Here is a 16,735-nt window from a genome sequence, read left to right on the forward strand (position 1 = left end):
AATTAAGTATGTTATCCAGCATTATTTTTAAAAAGTTGTTCTTTATTCGATTTAAGCTCAGCAGGGGCGGTTCGACATTAAATAATCCACCTCATGCAGCGTCGCTATGAAGCCCAACCTTCATCACCCACACTTACTCTCCCCACAATTCAAGCAAGTCATACACCCATCCATCAACACCATGGCCTTGGTGCTGCATTTGGGGCAGAGCACGGCTTTCTCGGGAAACGCCTGGCCTTCCGATTCGCCATGCTGAGCTTCGAACTCGCGGCGCTTTTCTTGCAGAAACTGTTTCTGATGATCGCTCATCACTTCCGGCTTGATCATGCCGATGTGTTTCAGGTGCGATTCGATGGCGTAGCCGATTTCGGCGACCAGTGACGGCATGAATACGCCGCCTTTCTTGAAGTAGCCGCCGCGCGGGTCGAATACGGCTTTCAGCTCTTCGACCAGGAAGCAGGCGTCGCCGCCTTTTCTGAACACGGCCGAGATAACGCGCGTCAATGCCAGTACCCATTGGAAATGCTCCATGTTTTTGGAGTTGATGAAGATTTCGTAAGGGTGGCGCTCTTCGTGGGGCGTGCCCTGGTTCAGGATCATGTCGTTGATGGTGATGTACAAGGCATGTTCCGATTGCGGCGTTTTGATTTTGTAGGTGGAGCCTACCAATACTTCGGGCCGCTCGACATTTTCGTGCATGCGTTCTAGCGCCTGCTGTTCTTCTTCCTTCTTGGCCGCTTCGGTGGTGTCTTTGGTCAGTACTTTGTAGCCGACGATTTTTTTATTTATCTTATGTATCATGTCTGTAACCTCGATTAAAACTTGCCGTAGTAGCCTTCTTTCAAGGCGTCAAACAGGTTGGCGGCGGTGTGGATTTCGCCGTCGTATTCCACTTCCTCGTTACCTTTCAGTTCGACCACATGGCCGTCTTCGAGCGTGAACTGGTAGGTGGTGTTTTCCAGATCCGATTCCTTGACCAGCACGCCCTGGAATACTTCCGGGTTAAAGCGGAACGTGGTGCAGCCTTTCAGGCCTTTGTCATAGGCGTATTCATAGATCGACTTGAAGTCTTCGTACGGATAATCGGTCGGTACGTTGGCGGTTTTGGAAATCGACGAGTCGATCCATTTCTGCGCGGCGGCCTGGATGTCGACATGCTGTTTGGGCGTGACGTCGTCGGCCGATATGAAATAGTCCGGCAGCTGCTGATCCGGCTCCTGGCTGTACGGCATCGCCTTGGGGTTGACCAGGGCGCGATAGGCCAGCAGTTCGAAGGAATAGACATCGACTTTTTCCTTGGATTTTTTGCCGGCGCGGATGATGTTGCGCGAGTAATGGTGCGCAAAGCTCGGTTCGATGCCGTTGCTGGCGTTGTTGGCCAGTGACAGGGAGATCGTGCCGGTCGGTGCGATCGAGCTGTGGTGCGTGAAGCGCGCGCCGGTCTCGATCAGTTGCGCGACCAGTTCGGGCTCGACCTGGGCCAGTTGCTGCATGTAGCGGCTGTATTTGGCGTGCAGCAGCTTGCCCGGCACCTGATCGCCGATTTTGTAGCCGTCGGTGACCATTTCAGGGCGTTTGTGCAGCATTTCGCCGGTGACGCTGAACATCTGTTCCATGATCGGAGCCGGGCCTTTTTCCTTGGCCAGCTCAAGGCCTTCCTTCCAGCCTTCCACGGCCAGGATTTTGGTCACTTCCTCGGTAAATTGCAGTGAACGTTCGTCGCCGTATTTCATGCCCAGCATGGTGACGGTCGAGCCCAGGCCCAGATAGCCCATGCCGTGGCGGCGCTTGCTGAGGATTTCGTGCTGTTGCTCGGGCAGGGGCAGGCCGTTGATTTCGACGACGTTGTCGAGCATGCGCGTGAAAACGCGAATGGCTTTGCGGAATGTGTCCCAGTCGAAATGGGCTTCGCTGGTGAACGGCTTCTTGACGAAACGGGTCAGGTTGATGGAGCCCAGCAGACAGCTGCCATAGGGCGGCAACGGTTGCTCGCCGCAGTTGTGCGCATGCAGGCCATTGGCGTCGAATGTATTGATGCCGGGAACCTGTATGTCAAATACATCTTCGGTTCCATCGGGATCGACCGATTCAACGGTGGCGACGAAGCGCTCCCGGTTTAATGACCGGCGATAATTTTTTAAGCAGGTTTCAAGTTGAGCGGCTTTGCTGCTGTCGGTAAAGTTTATCAGTTCCCGATAAACGGCAAGATTGTCGCCGCTGATAACGAGTTCATGCTGTGGGGAAATTTTGTAATCGGCGGCGCCGCCTTTACCGTCAGGCAGTTTTGTTATGCCGGCTGGACGACGGTGGCGATAGAGCGTGGAGTTGATGCCCAGGCGAAGCAACATGCGCTGTACGGCTTCTAAACGCGGAAGGTCCGATTGGGACAGGCGAACACTGACGCCTTTGGCTTGATTGCCTTGAACTGAGCCATCAGCGTCAAAAAATCCTTGCAGGAAACCCCGATAAAAATCGCTGGAGGCCATTTCGACTTGCGCGGTGATGCATTTATTGCCGGGCGACATGCCTAACTCTTCGGCCAGAGCCTTCAGGCCGGCAAAACTGAGTCTGAATTCGTTTCTGCCAGGTATTTCCGACCAGCCTTTAAAGTCGCTGCGCGTATTGAATTCGGTCGCGGCGATCATCACTTTATCCATAACAGCATTGGCGCCGCTATTCAGCATGCCGATATCGCTGTTTGTGACTTGCGCGCTTTTCCAGACAGACAGCACGGCTTTATCTTCTTTTAAGGTGCCGTTGCCAACTAATAATCCGATTAAATAGCCTTGGTTTTCGGTGTATTTGCCTTGCCAGCGGTTATACTGGCGATGGTTGTTCAGCAAGACCTGATCGCCGGCTGCAAGCTGGCCTGCTTCGCACCATTCGGTTTCCAGGTTATGGCGGTCCAGGCGGGTGACTTTACGCACGCGGTGATCAGGGGTCAGACGCAAGCTGAAGCCTTCTTTTGTTCTCAGGCGGACTACATTTTTGGTTGCGGTTTTGAAGAAGCCGTCAGCGCCGGACAGGTGCAATTTGCCGTCGACCAAGGCGTTGATTTGTTGGCCTAGAATAGAGCCAATCTGTCTTGGGCCTTGCTCGGTTTGAACCCAGGTGTCGGCTGTCACGCAAGGGTTGGTCGCGCGGATTTTCTCGCAGAACCAGTTGTTGTTCATTTCGTTGACCTTGTCGATCAGGATGAATCCGGGCTCGGCGTAGTCGTAAGTGGAACTCATGATGATGTCCCACAGACGGCGCGCGGGAATCGTTTTGGTGACCCGGCAGGCGAGCAGGCCGTCTTCGTTGACGATATAGCCGTCCTTGCCGGGCAGGTCGCGCCAGATGATTTGCTCGGGATTGTTCAGGTCGAGCTTGTCCAGTTTGAGCTCTTTTTCGGTAATAGGGAATGACAGCGGCCAGGGCTTGTCGTTTTTGACGGCTTCGACGAATTCGGTGGTGATCAGCAGCGACAGATTGAACTGGCGCAGACGGCCGTCCTCGCGCTTGGCGCGGATGAATTCGACGACGTCGGGATGGCCGACATCGAAGGTCGCCATCTGGGCGCCGCGCCGGCCGCCGGCCGAGGAAACGGTGAAACACATCTTGTCATAGATATCCATGAACGACAGCGGACCGGAGGTGTAGGCGCCGGCGCCGGAGACGTAGGCGTTTTTGGGGCGGAGGGTCGAGAATTCGTAGCCGATGCCGCAGCCGGCCTTCAGGGTTAATCCGGCTTCGTGCACTTTACCCAGGATGTCGTCCATCGAATCGGCGATGGTGCCGGAAACGGTGCAGTTGATGGTTGAGGTGGCGGGCTTGTGTTCCAGGGCGCCGGCATTGGAAACAATGCGGCCCGCCGGGATCACGCCCTGACGCAGGGCCCACAAAAACTCCTTGTAGGACTGTTCTTGCCGGGTTTTGTTCTTTTCCACTTCGGACAGCGCCTTGGCCACGCGTTGATACGTTTCATCGATCGTGGCATCAATAGCGACACCTTCTTTGGTTTTTAAACGATATTTCGTATCCCAGATATCCATCGAGGCATCCTGGAACGGTATTTCGGTTACGGCATTGGCGACGACGCGGAGTTTGGCTGTCATGGATAAGTCCCTGCAATTGGTTGTGTAAGAGGATGAAAACAAGCCATTGCTTTTACGGGCAATTTATGCTTGTTCATCGATATGTAGTGATTTTTGCGTAGAATAACACAAGATATAGTGGTTAATCGAGAAAATAATGTATGCCGGCATGATTAAAAAATGCTTGCGAAAAGACCGGTTTTTAATGTAGAGGCTCGGTTTTTATGGGTTTTAAAGGGATTGGAGCCCAGTGCTTCGGCCCCGCTTTTTTTTTTGCAAGGACCGCGATAAAACCGGATGTCGCCCGTTGCCGCGAGGACGGGGTTTTGTAATACTAGCCATCAACATGCTTGACGGTTATCTTCCAGGCCATTCCAGGCGCCGCCTGGCGATTTTTAAGGCAGAACATTCACATCAATCAGCGGGAGCGGACAATTGGACAGTTTGCCGGTGCAACAAGATGATCAACATCCGATCGGCGTCATTGCCGAGATTCATGGCCCCGTCGTCATTATCGACTGCGGCCGGCTGCCGCCATTGCGCCAGGCCTTGTGCACCCGTTTTGATCACACCGTTTATCTGTTCGAGGTGCATCAGCATCTTGATGAGCGGCGGGTCAGGGCGGTTACGCTGCATGGCACGGCCGGTCTGAGCCGGGGGCTGACCGTTTACGATACCGGCGCGCCATTGCATGTCCCGGTCTCGAAGCTGTGCCTGGGGCGATTGCTGAATATTTTCGGCGAGCCGCTGGACGGCGGCAAGCCGCTGCCTCAAACCGAATTCCGCAATATCCACTCGAAACCGCTGGCGTTATCGGAAGCGACCGGCGTCAGTGGTATCCTGCAAACCGGCATCAAGGTCATCGACTTGCTGTGCCCGTTCGTCAAAGGCGGCAAAACCGGGCTGTTCGGCGGCGCCGGGGTCGGCAAGACGGTGCTGGTGATGGAGTTCATCCATGCGGTCTCGGCCATCCATCAGGGCGTTTCGGTGTTCGCCGGCGTCGGCGAACGCATCCGCGAAGCCCATGAATTATGGCGGGAAATGGAACAGGCCGGGGTCATGGACGACACCCTGATGGTGTTCGGGCAAATGGATGAATCGCCCGGCGTGCGCTTCCGCATCGGCCTGTCGGCGCTGACTTATGCCGAATACCTGCGCGACACCCTGCATAAGGAAGTCCTGTTCGTGATGGATAACGTCTTCCGCTTCGTTCAGGCCGGCAGCGAGATTTCCAGCCTGCTCGGCCGCATGCCGGCCACGGTGGGTTACCAGCCGACCCTGATGACGGAAGTCGCCGAACTGGAGGATCGCATTCTGTCCAGCCGCCAGGGCTCCATCACTTCGGTTCAGGCCGTCTACGTGCCGGCGGACGACATGACCGATCCGGCGGTCAGCGCTATCCTCAGCCATCTGGACACCACGGTCATCCTGTCCAGGGACCAGGCTAGCAAGGGCATTTATCCCGCGGTCGACCCGCTGCGTTCCGGCAGCCGCCTGATGGACCGCCATACCCTGGGCGACCGGCATTACAATGTGGCCGAGGGCGTGCGCGAGCATCTGGCGCGTTATCACGAACTGGAGGACATCATCGCCATGCTGGGCATCGAGGAATTGTCCGAGAACGACCGGAAAATTGTCATGCGCGCGCGCAAATTACAGCGCTATCTGACCCAGCCGTTTGCGGTGCTGGCGCAGCATACCCGGCAGACCGGCGTTTCGGTGCCGCTGGAACAGACCCTGAGCGATTGCGAGGCGTTTCTGGCCGGGCAGTACGACGACTTGAGCGAAGCTCAGTGCTATATGCGCGGCAGCATGCAGGAACTGACATGAAAACATTCGTGCTGCAATTGTACGATGCCACCCATGAACAGCGCATAACGGGCGTGACCGCCTTCGTCGGCGAAGACGCCTCGGGCAGCTTCGGCATCCGTCCCAATCATGCCCGGTTTATGACGACGCTTGTTTTCGGGTTGGCGCGTTTTCGGCTGGGCGAGGGCTGGCAATACCTGGCGCTGCCCGGTGCGGTGCTGTATTTCAACGATAACGAACTGACGCTCAGCACGCGGCATTTCCTGGTGGACACGGACTTCGACCGCATCAGCACGTTATTGGAACAGCAGTTGATAGCCGAGGAGGAAAATCTGCGCGCAACCAAAACCAGTCTGCACAAAATGGAACAGGCCATGTTGACACGGCTGAGGGCGCTCAAGCGGGATATACTATGAATCACCGGCGGCGATTAAAGCAACAGATAGACAATCAGGTCAAACGCATCAAAAAAGCGGACCGCGAACGCCCGACCCTGTTTGCGCAAACGGTTTATATCGGAACACTCGGGCTGGTGATGGTATTGCCGATCATCGGCGGCGCCTATCTGGGCCACTGGCTGGACAGCATGATGCCGGGCTATTCGATGCGCTGGACGCTCAGCCTGCTGTTTGCCGGTGTTGTGGTCGGTGTTTTTAACGTTTATTTTCTGATTCAAAATAAATAAAGTTTGCCGGGCTTACAAAATAACTGTGGAGGCGACTTCGCCTAAAGCGCCTACTTTTGGCAGTCGCCTTCAATGTCTGAACAGGCGACTAAAGTCGCCCCACAGGCTTGCAGGATGATCACATTAAGCAACATTAAATCATGGAAAACGAATTTTCTTTTATGCTCGGGCCTGTGTCCGTCAGCGCATCGGTCCTGACCACCTGGGGCATCATGCTGTTCATCGCGGCACTGGCCGGGCTTGCAACCCGGCATCTGGATATGCTGCCGGACCCGCTGCAAACCATGCTGGAAGGCATCGTTTCCACGCTGGAGGCGGCCGTGCTTTCGGTCGCGCCGGATCACGGCCGGCAAATTCTGCCTTTTATCTCGACCTTGTGGCTGTTTCTGATCGTCGGCAATCTGGTCGGCCTGATACCCGGCTTGCATTCGCCGACGCGCGACCTCTCGGTTACCTCGGCGCTGGCCGTGCTGGTGTTTCTTTCGGTGCACTGGTTCGGCATCAAGACGCAAGGATTCAAAAAATATCTGCATCATTACCTGATGCCCAGCCCGATTTTGCTGCCTTTTCACATCATCAGCGAGTTGACCCGCACGCTGGCGCTGGCGATTCGTCTGTTCGGCAACATCATGAGCCTGGAAATGGCGGCGATGTTGATTTTGCTGGTCGCGGGCTTTCTGGCGCCGGTGCCGATTTTGATGCTGCATATCATCGAGGCGCTGGTACAGGCGTATATTTTCGGCATGCTGGCGCTGATTTATCTGGCCGGTGCGATACAATCCCAACAACTTAATCGACAGGAATAGTTATGACAGACATCGCCTTAATCGTGCTCGGCTCCACCATCGCGGCCATAATCGGCATCGCCATTGGCGTCATGATGCCGGCTCTGTCCATGGGCAAGGCGATCGGCAGCGCTCTGGACGCCTTGGCCCGCCAGCCGGAATCGGAACAGTCGATCATGCGGACGCTGTTTATCGGACTGGCGATGATCGAATCGCTGGCGATCTATTGCCTGGTGATCATCTTAATCGTGCTGTTCAAGAATCCATTGCTTGAGTTCATCGCCAGATAAGCGGGCCAGGCAACCATGGAATTCAATTTCTCCACCTTTGTGCTTGAAATCATCAATTTCCTGATTCTGATCTGGATCTTGCAGCGGCTTTTTTATAAACCGGTACTGGCGGTCATTACCCGGCGTAAGCAGTATATCGACCAAACCCTGGCCGAAGCTCAAAGCATGAAGCAAGAGGCCGAGGATTTACGTCAACGCTATGAAAACCGGCAAAACCAGTGGCAGCAGGAAAAACAGGCCGCGCTCAGCGCGCTGCACCGGGAAATCGATGCCGAAAGAAAAACGCAAATGGACAAACTGCGGGCCGACCTGGAGCTGGAGCGGCAAAAAGCCAAGGTAACCCTGACCCGGTTGCAGCAGGATATCCAGCAACAGGCTGAAAAAAAAGCGCTGCAAAACGGCGCCCGCTTTGCCGGGCTGCTGTTGCAACAAGCAGCCGGCCCGGAACTGGAACAACGCTTGTGCGCCATGCTGCTGGAACATTTCACGGATTTGCCGGAGGAGTGCAGGTTGTGCCTGCAAACACTGGACGCTGAAGCATTGGTCTCCATCGATGTTAGCAGCGCCTATCCTCTTCCAACCGGGCTGAGGCAAAAACTGGAGCAAAAGCTGGGGTCGCTCATCAAGCGGCCCGATGTCTTTCATTATCACCAGAACCCCGAACTGATCGCCGGTCTGCGCATCGATATCGGCGCCTGGGTCATGCATGCCAATCTGCAGCATGAACTGACCGGTTTTGCCGAGATAGCCCATGAGTCCGAATAACGCCGAAGCGCCCATGAGCTTGATAGACAAGCAAAGCGCCTGGCTGGACCGGTATCAGCCGGGATTTCGGGTTACCGAACAGGGCACGGTCGTGTCGGTCGGCGACGGCATTACCTGGATTAAGGGGCTGCCCTCGGCGGCCATCGAAGACATCCTGGTTTTTGCCGACGGCAGTCGGGCCATGGTGTTCGACCTCAACCGCGATCAGGTCGGCGCGATTCTGTTATATGAAACCGAAGCGCTGACGGCCGGCACGCTGGTGCGTCTGTCTAAAAACGCGCCTAGCGTTCCCATCGGCGACGCTTTTATCGGCAGAGTGGTCGATCCTTTGGGCGCGCCGCTCGATGGCGGGGATATTCCGGTTCCCGCCGGGCGCGGCAATCTGGAAAAAGCATCGCCGCCGATTATCGCCCGCGACTTTGTCCATAAGGCGCTGTATACCGGCATCAAAATCATCGACACGTTGATTCCGGTCGGCAAGGGCCAGCGGCAGTTGCTGATCGGCGATGAAGGCCTGGGCCGCAGTTCGATCGCGATCGACACCGTCATTAACCAGAAAGACAAAGAGGTGATCTGTGTTTATGTGCTGATCGGTCAGAAGCGTTCGGCGGTGGTGAAGACCCTGGAGACATTGAGAAGTCAGGGCGCGATGGACTATACCGTCTGCGTCGTGGCCGAAGCCAGCGCCTTGCCGGGTTTGCAATACATCGCGCCGTTCGCCGGCTGTGCGTTGGCCGAATACTGGATGGCGCAGGGGCGCGATACCCTGGTCATCTATGACGATTTGTCGACCCACGCCAGAACCTACCGGGAGTTGTCCCTGCTGCTGCGCCGCCCGCCCGGGCGCGAAGCCTATCCCGGCGACATCTTTTTCGTCCATTCCCGGCTGCTGGAACGTTCGACCTGCCTGAATGCCGAAAACGGCGGCGGCAGCATGACGGCCCTGCCGATCGTCGAAACCCAGCAGGGCGAAATCGCCGCCTATATTCCCACGAACCTGATTTCCATCACCGACGGGCAGATCTATCTCGACGCCGACTTGTTCGCAGCGGGATTTCGCCCCGCCATCGATATCGCCAGGTCGGTATCGAGGATAGGCGGCATGGCCCAGCATCCGGGCATCCGTCATCAGGCCGGGCAAATGAAGCTGGATTATCTGCAGTTTCTGGAACTGGAGGCCTTCTCCCGGTTCGGCCAGCGCCTGGAGCCTTCGATGGAAGCACGGATTCGGCGCGGACGATTGCTGCGGGAGATTCTCAAACAAGACCGGCTGGCGCCGCTCAGCAGCCTTTTTCAGCTGGCCTGGCTCATCGCCTTCAATGAAAATCTGTTCGACCCAATCAGGCCTGAGGACATCAAGGGTTTTCTGGCCCGGATCGAACAGGGCGTCAGCGGCACGACGCTGACACTGAACAGCAGCCCCGAGCAATGGCTGCAAGCTCTCAGTGACTGGCTGGGCATCGAAACGAAGCGGCAGCCATGAGTAAAAGTCGGCGGCTGCGTCAGCACATCGGCCAGATGGAGGAGATCCGGGGCATTCTGAATTCGATGAAAAATCTCGCGTTTACGGAAACCCATAAATTGCTCCGCTTTCAAGCCGCGCAGAACAAAGCGGTCGAGTCCCTTGAAAAGGCGGCCGGGGACTTTTTGGCTTTTTACCCGTATTCGCTGGATACCGATGCCCAGGCTCCACCTATCGCTATTTTGTTCGGGGCGGAACGCGGCTTTTGCGGCGACTTCAATGACAGCCTGATCAATGAAATAGCGACGAAAGCCTACTATCCCGATGTCATTATCATCGGTAGCAGGCTGGCTGGCAGATGGCCAGACGCTTATCCCGAGCCCGTGGCCACGCTGGAAGGGGCCAATGTCGCCGAAGAGGCGCCCGCTATCGTCAGTCGTTTGCTGGACGTGATTGCCGCGTTGCAGGAACAGCGCGGTTTTTTTGAATTAACGGCCGTATATCACGATGACGCGTTGAGCGGGCTTACGCACGACTCTCTATTGCCGCCTTTTCAGCAAACCGTTCAGGATCGCCCCGCGTTCACTTTTCCGCCGGTGCTGAATCTCGATCCGGCCGATTTTTTTGCGGACATGGCAGGCCACTATTTATTCGCTGTGCTGCATAACCTTTGTTACACGTCGCTGTTGGCGGAAAATCACCGGCGCTTGCAGCATCTGGAAGGCGCGGTGCAGCATCTCGACAATGAAACGGTAAAACTGCGCCGAAAATCCCAGATTTACCGGCAAGAGGAAATCACCGAGGAAATCGAGGTCATCTTGTTGAATGCGGAAAATTTGTGAGGGACGGGATATTAGGGATGCCGATTTTTACGGATAACCTGCATACCGCGTGCTGTCTTTCGCTTTCTGCGGCATAAATCCGGTGGTGCAGCAGATCAGGCACGGACCGGAAAGAGTAAGTGCGTTGTCTTTTTGGTGACCCGACAGGATCACTTATGTACGTCATCGTACCGACAGGAAGGGCCGATCAAACTAAGCTTTCTTCACGTTCATATGAGGCAGGTCGCCTTGCAACCCGACTATTCAGGAGCGTTGTTATGAAAGCACTTTGTTGGCATGGCAAATATGATGTACGCGTTGATACGGTTCCCGATCCGATCATTGTCGATCCAACCGATGCCATTGTGAAGATTACAGCCACCGCGATTTGCGGTTCTGATCTGCATCTTTACGATGGCTATATGCCGACCATGGAGTCAGGCGATATATTGGGGCATGAGCCCATGGGCGAGGTGGTTGAAGTTGGCAGTGAGGTTACAAGCCTGAAAACAGGCGACCGCGTCGTCGTGCCTTTCACGATTTCGTGCGGACACTGCTTCTTCTGCGAAAAAACGCTTTACTCATGTTGCGACACCTCCAACCCGAATGCCGATATGGCGCGCAAGGCGATGGGACATTCTCCAGCCGGTATTTTCGGATATTCCCACATGCTGGGCGGCTTTGCGGGCGGCCAGGCCGAGTATCTGCGCGTACCTTATGCCGATGTCGGGCCGATCAAGATCACGTCGGACTTGCCGGATGATAAGGTGCTGTTTCTGTCCGATATTTTTCCGACCGGCTATATGGCCGCCGAAAATGCCCAAATTGAGCCGGGGGATACGGTGGCGGTCTGGGGTTGTGGGCCAGTGGCGCAATTCGTGATCCAGAGTTGCTGGATGCTGGGGGCGGGGCGCGTCATCGCCATTGACCGGGTACCGGAGCGCCTGACCATGGCGCAAGAACATGGCAAGGCTGAAATTATCGATTTTGAGGAAGAAGATGTCTACGATCGGTTGATGGCGATGACAAACGGCCGCGGCCCTGATTGCTGCATCGACGCGGTGGGCTGCGAGGCTCATGGGGCCGGCAGCTTTGATGCGGTGCTCGATAAGGCGAAAGCGGCCCTCTATTTAGGCACCGATCGCCCGCATGTCTTGCGCGAGGCGATTATGTGCTGTCGCAAGGGAGGCACTGTCTCGATTCCCGGCGTTTATGTCGGCCTGCTCGATCAACTGCCGATGGGGGCCGCGATGAACAAAGGTCTGACCTTGAAAATGGGGCAGACTCATGTGCAACGCTATCTTGAGCCCTTGCTGGAGAAGATAGAAGAGGACCAGATCGATCCCTCTTTTGTTATCACCCATAGCCTGGGGCTGGATGAGGGCCCTCAGGCTTACAAGACGTTCCGCGACAAGGAAGACGGCTGCATTAAAGTGGTATTGAAACCGTGAACAGGCAAACGGATGGATATTTTCTTTCAAATTGATTGGAAATCGGTTTTTATTCCGTCTGTCGGTATTTTTTAGAGATTGTTCTGCGAGGCACGATCATCTATCTGGTGTTGTTCGTTTTATTGCGTTTGCTAAGGCGTGGGACCGGCGCTGTGGCTGTTACAGATATTTTGCTGATTGTGCTTATTGCCGACGCGTCCCAGAATGGCATGGCCGGCGAGTATAAATCCGTTACCTGAGGTCTTGTTTTAGTCGCAACCATTTTTTTTGGGATTATGCGCTTGACTGGCTAGCCAGTGAGATTCCGGCTTTTCGAAAACTTATTTCTCCTGCGCCTTTGTTGTTGATCAAGAATGGGCATATGTTGCGCGGGAACATGCGTCGGGAAATGATTACCCAGGAAGAAATGATGAGCCTGATACGTGAACAAGGAGCGGAGTGTTTGGACGAGATCAAGGCCTGCTATTTGGAGGGTGACGGCAGCGTCAGCGTAATAAAACAAGAGCCGGAGGATAATGATGCCCAGAGCCCAACAAAGAAAGGACCGTTATGAGTTTCCGGTGAGCATTGCTTCTGCGCAATCCCTCTCATGGATGATGTGACTGCAGGGAAATGACGGAATCATTTTAGCCCATGCAGTCTTTCATGAATTGATATGGCAATCTAACAGATGTAATCAGATAGAAAATCGCCTTAAAGTGGATTAATGGCGTCTGCCATTTCTTCCTGTGCTGGAATCTTCAAATTTTACTTTTAAAGGTTTACCACAGTACAGGTTGCCGTCTAGCCCGGCTATCGCGGCTCTGGCTTCATGGCCTTCCATGCCGATAAAGCCGAAACCCCGGCATTTACCGCTAAATATATCCGAAACCAGTTGAATGGAGCGGACTCTCCCATATTGGGAAAATAAAGCTTGTACAGTTTCTTCAGTGGCGTCGCTAGGTAAGTTTCCTACAAAAATTCGTTTCAAAAGACATGTCCTAAGTTCAGGGGTGAGTTGATTGGCCGGTCCGGCCGACATTTGCCACAACCCCAGACGTTTATGCCGATCGAGGTTGTGAGTCAGAAAGTATCGTAAGATCAGGCTGCGGATACTTGGGATGCTTGCAGGCCTTTAGGCCCTGTTTCTACTTCATATTTGACCGGTTGACCTTCAGTCAGTGTGCGGTAGCCGTCACCGGAAATTGCGGAAAAATGCACAAACACATCTGCACTGCCGTCGCTAGGCGCAATGAAGCCAAAACCTTTAGATTCGTTAAACCATTTAACAGTACCTGATGCCATATAAATTACCTCAATAAATAATAGATGTTCAATTGCAAATCATATCGGGCAATTTAAAGGAAAAAATGCGAATAGAATCTCTGAAAAATGCTGATTAATATGCAAAATTTAAATAGTAACAATGTATTAGTTACTAACTTCTACATTATAGAGACTAATCCTTGCTGTGGCCATCAATATTATTTTGAAGGCCGCCCCTGAACAGTTTAATACTCAGGAGCCATGAAAAATAACTTCAGCATCTTGTCTGCTTGGCAAGGTCTCCAGTATCCCGGCTAAGGTTGGGCGGGGGATAATGCTCAAGCATGTTTCATGCGCGTTTTTATGCCGCCATGCTCAGGTTGTGGGCTGGCTGTTGTCAATCAGGATTTTCAGTTTTTGCCCCGGACGCAGAACCTTTCCCATCGTTTCTGAATTCCATTTACGAATATCTGAAAGCGACACACTGAATTTTCGGGAGATTCGTATTAGCGAATCGCCTGATTTGACGGTGTAATGAATCAGGCGGAACGGATTCGGTGAAGCGGAAGAGGCGGTGGCAAGCTGTTGCTCTCCGGCTTTAATGACAAGCTTTTGGCCAGGTATCAATGCACTCGATAAAGTGAGTTTGTTCCAGCTTGCGATATCTTTATCGCTAACTGAAAAGTCCTGACCAATTTTCCAGAGGGTATCGCCTTTTTTAACAGTATAGGTCTGCTTGTGATGAGGTTGGCTTTTAGATGCTTTAGCAATAATCGGAAAGTTGGCTGATTTTTTCGATGACGGAACTTTTAAAATCATGCCGGTGCGGATAGTGTTGCCGGCCAGATGGTTGGCCTGACGGATAGCTTTGACTGTTGTGTGGTTTCTGTTGGCAATTAATGAAAGCGTTTCTCCCGCGCGGACCTTGTGCTTGTTCTGAGCTAAACGCTCTTCATAATAGCGATGTTGAGCAACGCGATCTTCAACGGGCAGGCGCGCCAGGTTTCTTTTGAACGACTGGACCTCTTTGACGGGCACCAGCAAGCGATGCGGCCCTTCAGGGGCGGTGCTCCAGCGATTGAAGCCAGGATTTAGCTTTAGAAACTCTTTCAAGGGGGTATTCGCGAGTTGAGCCGCTTTATCTAAATCCAGTTGGGATTTGATATCCACGACTTCAACATAAGGCTTATTCGGGATAGGCCGCAAGGGAATATTGTATTCATCGGCATGGGCAAACAATTTGGCGATCGCCAATAGCCTGGGAACATAGTTGGTAGTCTCTTCCGGAAGGCTTAAGGACCAGTAGTCCGTCGGCAGGGACAGGCTTTCATTTTTTTCGATGGCTTTACCTACATTGCCTTTTCCGTAATTATAGGAAGCCAGGGCCAGCAGCCAGTCTCCGTCAAACGTCTCACTCAGCTGCTTAAGAAATGTAGTGGCGGCCTTGGTCGATGCATAGACATCACGACGGCCATCGTACCAGGAGTCTTGCTTAAGACCGAAGAGGCGGCCGGTGGCCGGTATAAATTGCCAAAGCCCTGAAGCATCGCTTTTTGAATAGGCGTTCGGTAAGAAAGCACTTTCAACTACAGGCAACAGCGCTAATTCTCCGGGAAGATTTTTAGCTTCGATCTCATTGAGGATAAGGTGCATGTAGGGTTCTGCACGCTGCTGAACCCGGGCGATATAATCGGGATGTTGCAGGTACCAGTTTAATTCACGATCAATGCGCTCGTTCTCAATTTCAGGTAATGCGTATAAAGACAGTAGTCGATCCCAAACGGTTTTGTGAGGGGTTAAGGGTGCTTTAAATTTTTTCTTGGAGAATATATTGTGCTGAATAAATGAATAGGTGTTGCTTTCCTTGGTAATAACAGGCGGTTTTTGACTAACGTTCAGGGGGGATTTAGTATTTTTCGAGCAACCGGATATTATTAAAAGGCTCAAAATAAATAAAAAATTAGCTGACCTGTTAAAATTGATATGCATCATCCAACCCTGAGGTGAAGTTCATTATGTTGATTATTATTGTACAGCTTGTTCTCGCTGAAAACCATTCAAAGTCATGTATTGTTGAGTTGAATCAATGAAACGCAATTTTTTATTTGCCTTCTACGAAACGCCCAGAGGCAAGTTGTTGAGGCAGCTTGAAGAGGATTATTTACAGCGAGCCATTACCGTTAGCTGTAAGCAGACAGTTTTACAGGTCGGCGGATTAGGCTGGGAGAATCAATTTATTGACTGCACTTTGTATAAAAATTATACGATACTCGATGCGAAAAATTTGGGCAGCGATGAGGCGCGGAAAATTCAGGCAAAATCTTACAGTCTGCCGCTGCAAAGCAGCAGTATCGATATGATCATACTGCCGCATTTGCTGGAATTTGATGCCAATCGTTTTCAGACCATGAGAGAAGTCGAGCGCGTTTTGAAACCCGAAGGCTTGTTGGTGGTGCTAAATTTTAATCCTTGGAGTTTGTGGGTTAGATATCAGTATGTCTGGGACAAGAAAATGGCCGATAACTGGCGCGGACATTTCATTTCCAGGTCCAGGATATTGGATTGGCTGAAATTGCTGAATTTTGAAGTAACGCTTTCATCGGATTTTAATCTTAATTCCATAAAATCAACGAATGGCAGAGCGAATGCCAACAGGCATGCGTTTTCGGCGACGGCCTACGCGGTTAAAGCAATAAAGCGCCGATATCATTTAATTCCGCTGACACCCGCCGAAAGGACAAAGCCCCAGTTGGTTTTTGCCAATTCGATGACTTCACCATCAACAGAATCAAATCAACATGACTGAGACCGTCATTATTTACACCGATGGCGCCTGCCGTGGTAATCCAGGGCCAGGCGGATGGGGGGCTGTGCTCAGCTATAAAGGCAAAAGCAGGGAGTTGTACGGAGGGGAGCTGGAAACGACCAATAATCGCATGGAACTGATGGCCGCCATCCAGGCTTTGGAAACACTGACAAGATCTTGTACGGTGCTGATCCATACCGATTCGAAATATGTGCTGCAAGGCATTACCGAATGGATGAGCAATTGGAAAAAGCGTGGCTGGAAAACCGCGGCGAGAACACCAGTTAAAAATGAAGATTTGTGGCGCAGGCTGGATGCCGCTATTGAAAGGCACGATATCGAATGGCGGTGGATAAAAGGTCATTCAGGGAATGACGGCAATGAGCGGGCAGATGCTCTGGCGAACTTGGGCATTGATTCCTTGCTGGCGGCAAATTGACCTTACTGATTGGATTAACCGAGTTGATCGAAACCCGGATGCCTGGAGTCAAGTGATAATTTTCTCGGTTGCCGGATTTAATGGCGCAATCTGCCCGCGTT

17 protein-coding genes are annotated in these 16,735 nt (G+C 53.1%); 12 read left to right on the forward strand and 5 right to left on the reverse strand.

The features are described from left to right. Positions 1 to 123 precede the first annotated feature (123 nt). Both METMA_RS0117135 and METMA_RS0117140 read right to left on the reverse strand, forming a co-directional pair. Positions 124 to 801, reverse strand: coding sequence for a TSCPD domain-containing protein (locus METMA_RS0117135; RefSeq protein WP_020160337.1), 678 nt, complete (start codon positions 799 to 801; stop codon positions 124 to 126). A gap of 14 nt (positions 802 to 815) precedes the next feature. Next, the gene (locus METMA_RS0117140; RefSeq protein ID WP_020160338.1) at positions 816 to 4,097 is read right to left on the reverse strand and encodes an LAGLIDADG family homing endonuclease; all 3,282 of its coding nucleotides are present in this window, start codon (positions 4,095 to 4,097) and stop codon (positions 816 to 818) included. A 414-nt stretch (positions 4,098 to 4,511) separates the two neighbouring features. Between METMA_RS0117140 and atpD the strand changes: the two genes are divergently transcribed. From atpD to METMA_RS27575, 10 genes are all read left to right on the forward strand, one after another. Further along, positions 4,512 to 5,906 (forward strand): F0F1 ATP synthase subunit beta, encoded by a 1,395-nt coding sequence (gene atpD, locus METMA_RS0117145; RefSeq protein WP_020160339.1) that lies wholly within the window; start codon positions 4,512 to 4,514, stop codon positions 5,904 to 5,906. Then, positions 5,903 to 6,301 (forward strand): F0F1 ATP synthase subunit epsilon, encoded by a 399-nt coding sequence (locus METMA_RS0117150; RefSeq protein WP_020160340.1) that lies wholly within the window; start codon positions 5,903 to 5,905, stop codon positions 6,299 to 6,301. Before atpD ends, METMA_RS0117150 begins: the two co-directional genes overlap by 4 nt. Next, positions 6,298 to 6,570, forward strand: coding sequence for an AtpZ/AtpI family protein (locus METMA_RS0117155; protein ID WP_020160341.1), 273 nt, complete (start codon positions 6,298 to 6,300; stop codon positions 6,568 to 6,570). Before METMA_RS0117150 ends, METMA_RS0117155 begins: the two co-directional genes overlap by 4 nt. Before the next feature lie 140 nt (positions 6,571 to 6,710). Next, positions 6,711 to 7,376 carry a F0F1 ATP synthase subunit A gene (locus METMA_RS0117160; protein WP_020160342.1) on the forward strand — a complete coding sequence of 222 codons (666 nt, stop codon included), beginning with the start codon at positions 6,711 to 6,713 and terminating at the stop codon, positions 7,374 to 7,376. Positions 7,377 to 7,378: 2 nt separating this feature from the next. Then, entirely contained in the window at positions 7,379 to 7,645 is a 267-nt protein-coding gene (locus METMA_RS0117165; protein WP_020160343.1) for an ATP synthase subunit c family protein, read from the forward strand. A gap of 15 nt (positions 7,646 to 7,660) precedes the next feature. Then, positions 7,661 to 8,410, forward strand: coding sequence for a F0F1 ATP synthase subunit delta (locus METMA_RS0117170; RefSeq protein ID WP_020160344.1), 750 nt, complete (start codon positions 7,661 to 7,663; stop codon positions 8,408 to 8,410). After that, positions 8,397 to 9,893: a F0F1 ATP synthase subunit alpha gene (locus METMA_RS0117175; protein ID WP_020160345.1), complete on the forward strand. Its 1,497-nt coding sequence runs from the start codon at positions 8,397 to 8,399 to the stop codon at positions 9,891 to 9,893. Before METMA_RS0117170 ends, METMA_RS0117175 begins: the two co-directional genes overlap by 14 nt. After that, complete coding sequence (locus METMA_RS0117180) at positions 9,890 to 10,714, forward strand: F0F1 ATP synthase subunit gamma (protein WP_020160346.1); 825 nt, start codon at positions 9,890 to 9,892, stop codon at positions 10,712 to 10,714. Before METMA_RS0117175 ends, METMA_RS0117180 begins: the two co-directional genes overlap by 4 nt. 257 nt (positions 10,715 to 10,971) lie before the next feature. After that, the gene (locus METMA_RS0117185; RefSeq protein ID WP_020160347.1) at positions 10,972 to 12,144 is read left to right on the forward strand and encodes a zinc-dependent alcohol dehydrogenase; all 1,173 of its coding nucleotides are present in this window, start codon (positions 10,972 to 10,974) and stop codon (positions 12,142 to 12,144) included. 361 nt (positions 12,145 to 12,505) lie between these two features. Further along, on the forward strand, positions 12,506 to 12,697 hold the full coding sequence (locus METMA_RS27575; protein WP_332248875.1) for a YetF domain-containing protein: 192 nt from the start codon (positions 12,506 to 12,508) through the stop codon (positions 12,695 to 12,697). A 150-nt stretch (positions 12,698 to 12,847) separates the two neighbouring features. On the opposite strand, the gene METMA_RS26610 is transcribed toward METMA_RS27575, so the two are convergent. From METMA_RS26610 to METMA_RS0117200, 3 genes are all read right to left on the reverse strand, one after another. Continuing rightward, positions 12,848 to 13,114 (reverse strand): RNA recognition motif domain-containing protein, encoded by a 267-nt coding sequence (locus METMA_RS26610; RefSeq protein WP_081917838.1) that lies wholly within the window; start codon positions 13,112 to 13,114, stop codon positions 12,848 to 12,850. Positions 13,115 to 13,224: 110 nt separating this feature from the next. Further along, positions 13,225 to 13,428 (reverse strand): cold-shock protein, encoded by a 204-nt coding sequence (locus METMA_RS0117195; protein WP_020160348.1) that lies wholly within the window; start codon positions 13,426 to 13,428, stop codon positions 13,225 to 13,227. A 336-nt stretch (positions 13,429 to 13,764) separates the two neighbouring features. Beyond that, a complete protein-coding gene (locus METMA_RS0117200; protein ID WP_020160349.1) occupies positions 13,765 to 15,378 on the reverse strand; it encodes a LysM peptidoglycan-binding domain-containing protein in 1,614 nt (537 codons plus the stop codon). A gap of 97 nt (positions 15,379 to 15,475) precedes the next feature. Here METMA_RS0117200 and METMA_RS0117205 point away from each other — a divergent pair, with 97 nt between their 5' ends. After that, a complete protein-coding gene (locus tag METMA_RS0117205; RefSeq protein WP_020160350.1) occupies positions 15,476 to 16,195 on the forward strand; it encodes a class I SAM-dependent methyltransferase in 720 nt (239 codons plus the stop codon). After that, positions 16,182 to 16,634 (forward strand): ribonuclease HI, encoded by a 453-nt coding sequence (gene rnhA / locus METMA_RS0117210; protein ID WP_198014716.1) that lies wholly within the window; start codon positions 16,182 to 16,184, stop codon positions 16,632 to 16,634. Before METMA_RS0117205 ends, rnhA begins: the two co-directional genes overlap by 14 nt. Positions 16,635 to 16,735: the final 101 nt, after the last annotated feature.

Source organism: Methylobacter marinus A45, from assembly GCF_000383855.1.
GTDB classification, from domain to species: domain Bacteria; phylum Pseudomonadota; class Gammaproteobacteria; order Methylococcales; family Methylomonadaceae; genus Methylobacter; species Methylobacter marinus.

Excerpts from the sequence above, each read along its gene's own strand:
- METMA_RS0117155 (WP_020160341.1), top strand. The coding sequence starts at position 6,298 with ATGAATCACCGGCGGCGATTAAAGCAACAGATAGACAATCAGGTCAAA.
- METMA_RS0117175 (WP_020160345.1), top strand. The coding sequence starts at position 8,397 with ATGAGTCCGAATAACGCCGAAGCGCCCATGAGCTTGATAGACAAGCAA.
- METMA_RS0117135 (WP_020160337.1), bottom strand. The coding sequence starts at position 801 with ATGATACATAAGATAAATAAAAAAATCGTCGGCTACAAAGTACTGACC.
- METMA_RS0117150 (WP_020160340.1), top strand. The coding sequence starts at position 5,903 with ATGAAAACATTCGTGCTGCAATTGTACGATGCCACCCATGAACAGCGC.
- METMA_RS27575 (WP_332248875.1), top strand. The coding sequence starts at position 12,506 with ATGTTGCGCGGGAACATGCGTCGGGAAATGATTACCCAGGAAGAAATG.
- METMA_RS0117200 (WP_020160349.1), bottom strand. The coding sequence starts at position 15,378 with ATGCATATCAATTTTAACAGGTCAGCTAATTTTTTATTTATTTTGAGC.
- METMA_RS0117140 (WP_020160338.1), bottom strand. The coding sequence starts at position 4,097 with ATGACAGCCAAACTCCGCGTCGTCGCCAATGCCGTAACCGAAATACCG.
- METMA_RS0117165 (WP_020160343.1), top strand. The coding sequence starts at position 7,379 with ATGACAGACATCGCCTTAATCGTGCTCGGCTCCACCATCGCGGCCATA.
- METMA_RS0117185 (WP_020160347.1), top strand. The coding sequence starts at position 10,972 with ATGAAAGCACTTTGTTGGCATGGCAAATATGATGTACGCGTTGATACG.
- METMA_RS0117180 (WP_020160346.1), top strand. The coding sequence starts at position 9,890 with ATGAGTAAAAGTCGGCGGCTGCGTCAGCACATCGGCCAGATGGAGGAG.
- METMA_RS0117160 (WP_020160342.1), top strand. The coding sequence starts at position 6,711 with ATGGAAAACGAATTTTCTTTTATGCTCGGGCCTGTGTCCGTCAGCGCA.
- METMA_RS0117195 (WP_020160348.1), bottom strand. The coding sequence starts at position 13,428 with ATGGCATCAGGTACTGTTAAATGGTTTAACGAATCTAAAGGTTTTGGC.
- METMA_RS0117170 (WP_020160344.1), top strand. The coding sequence starts at position 7,661 with ATGGAATTCAATTTCTCCACCTTTGTGCTTGAAATCATCAATTTCCTG.
- METMA_RS0117205 (WP_020160350.1), top strand. The coding sequence starts at position 15,476 with ATGAAACGCAATTTTTTATTTGCCTTCTACGAAACGCCCAGAGGCAAG.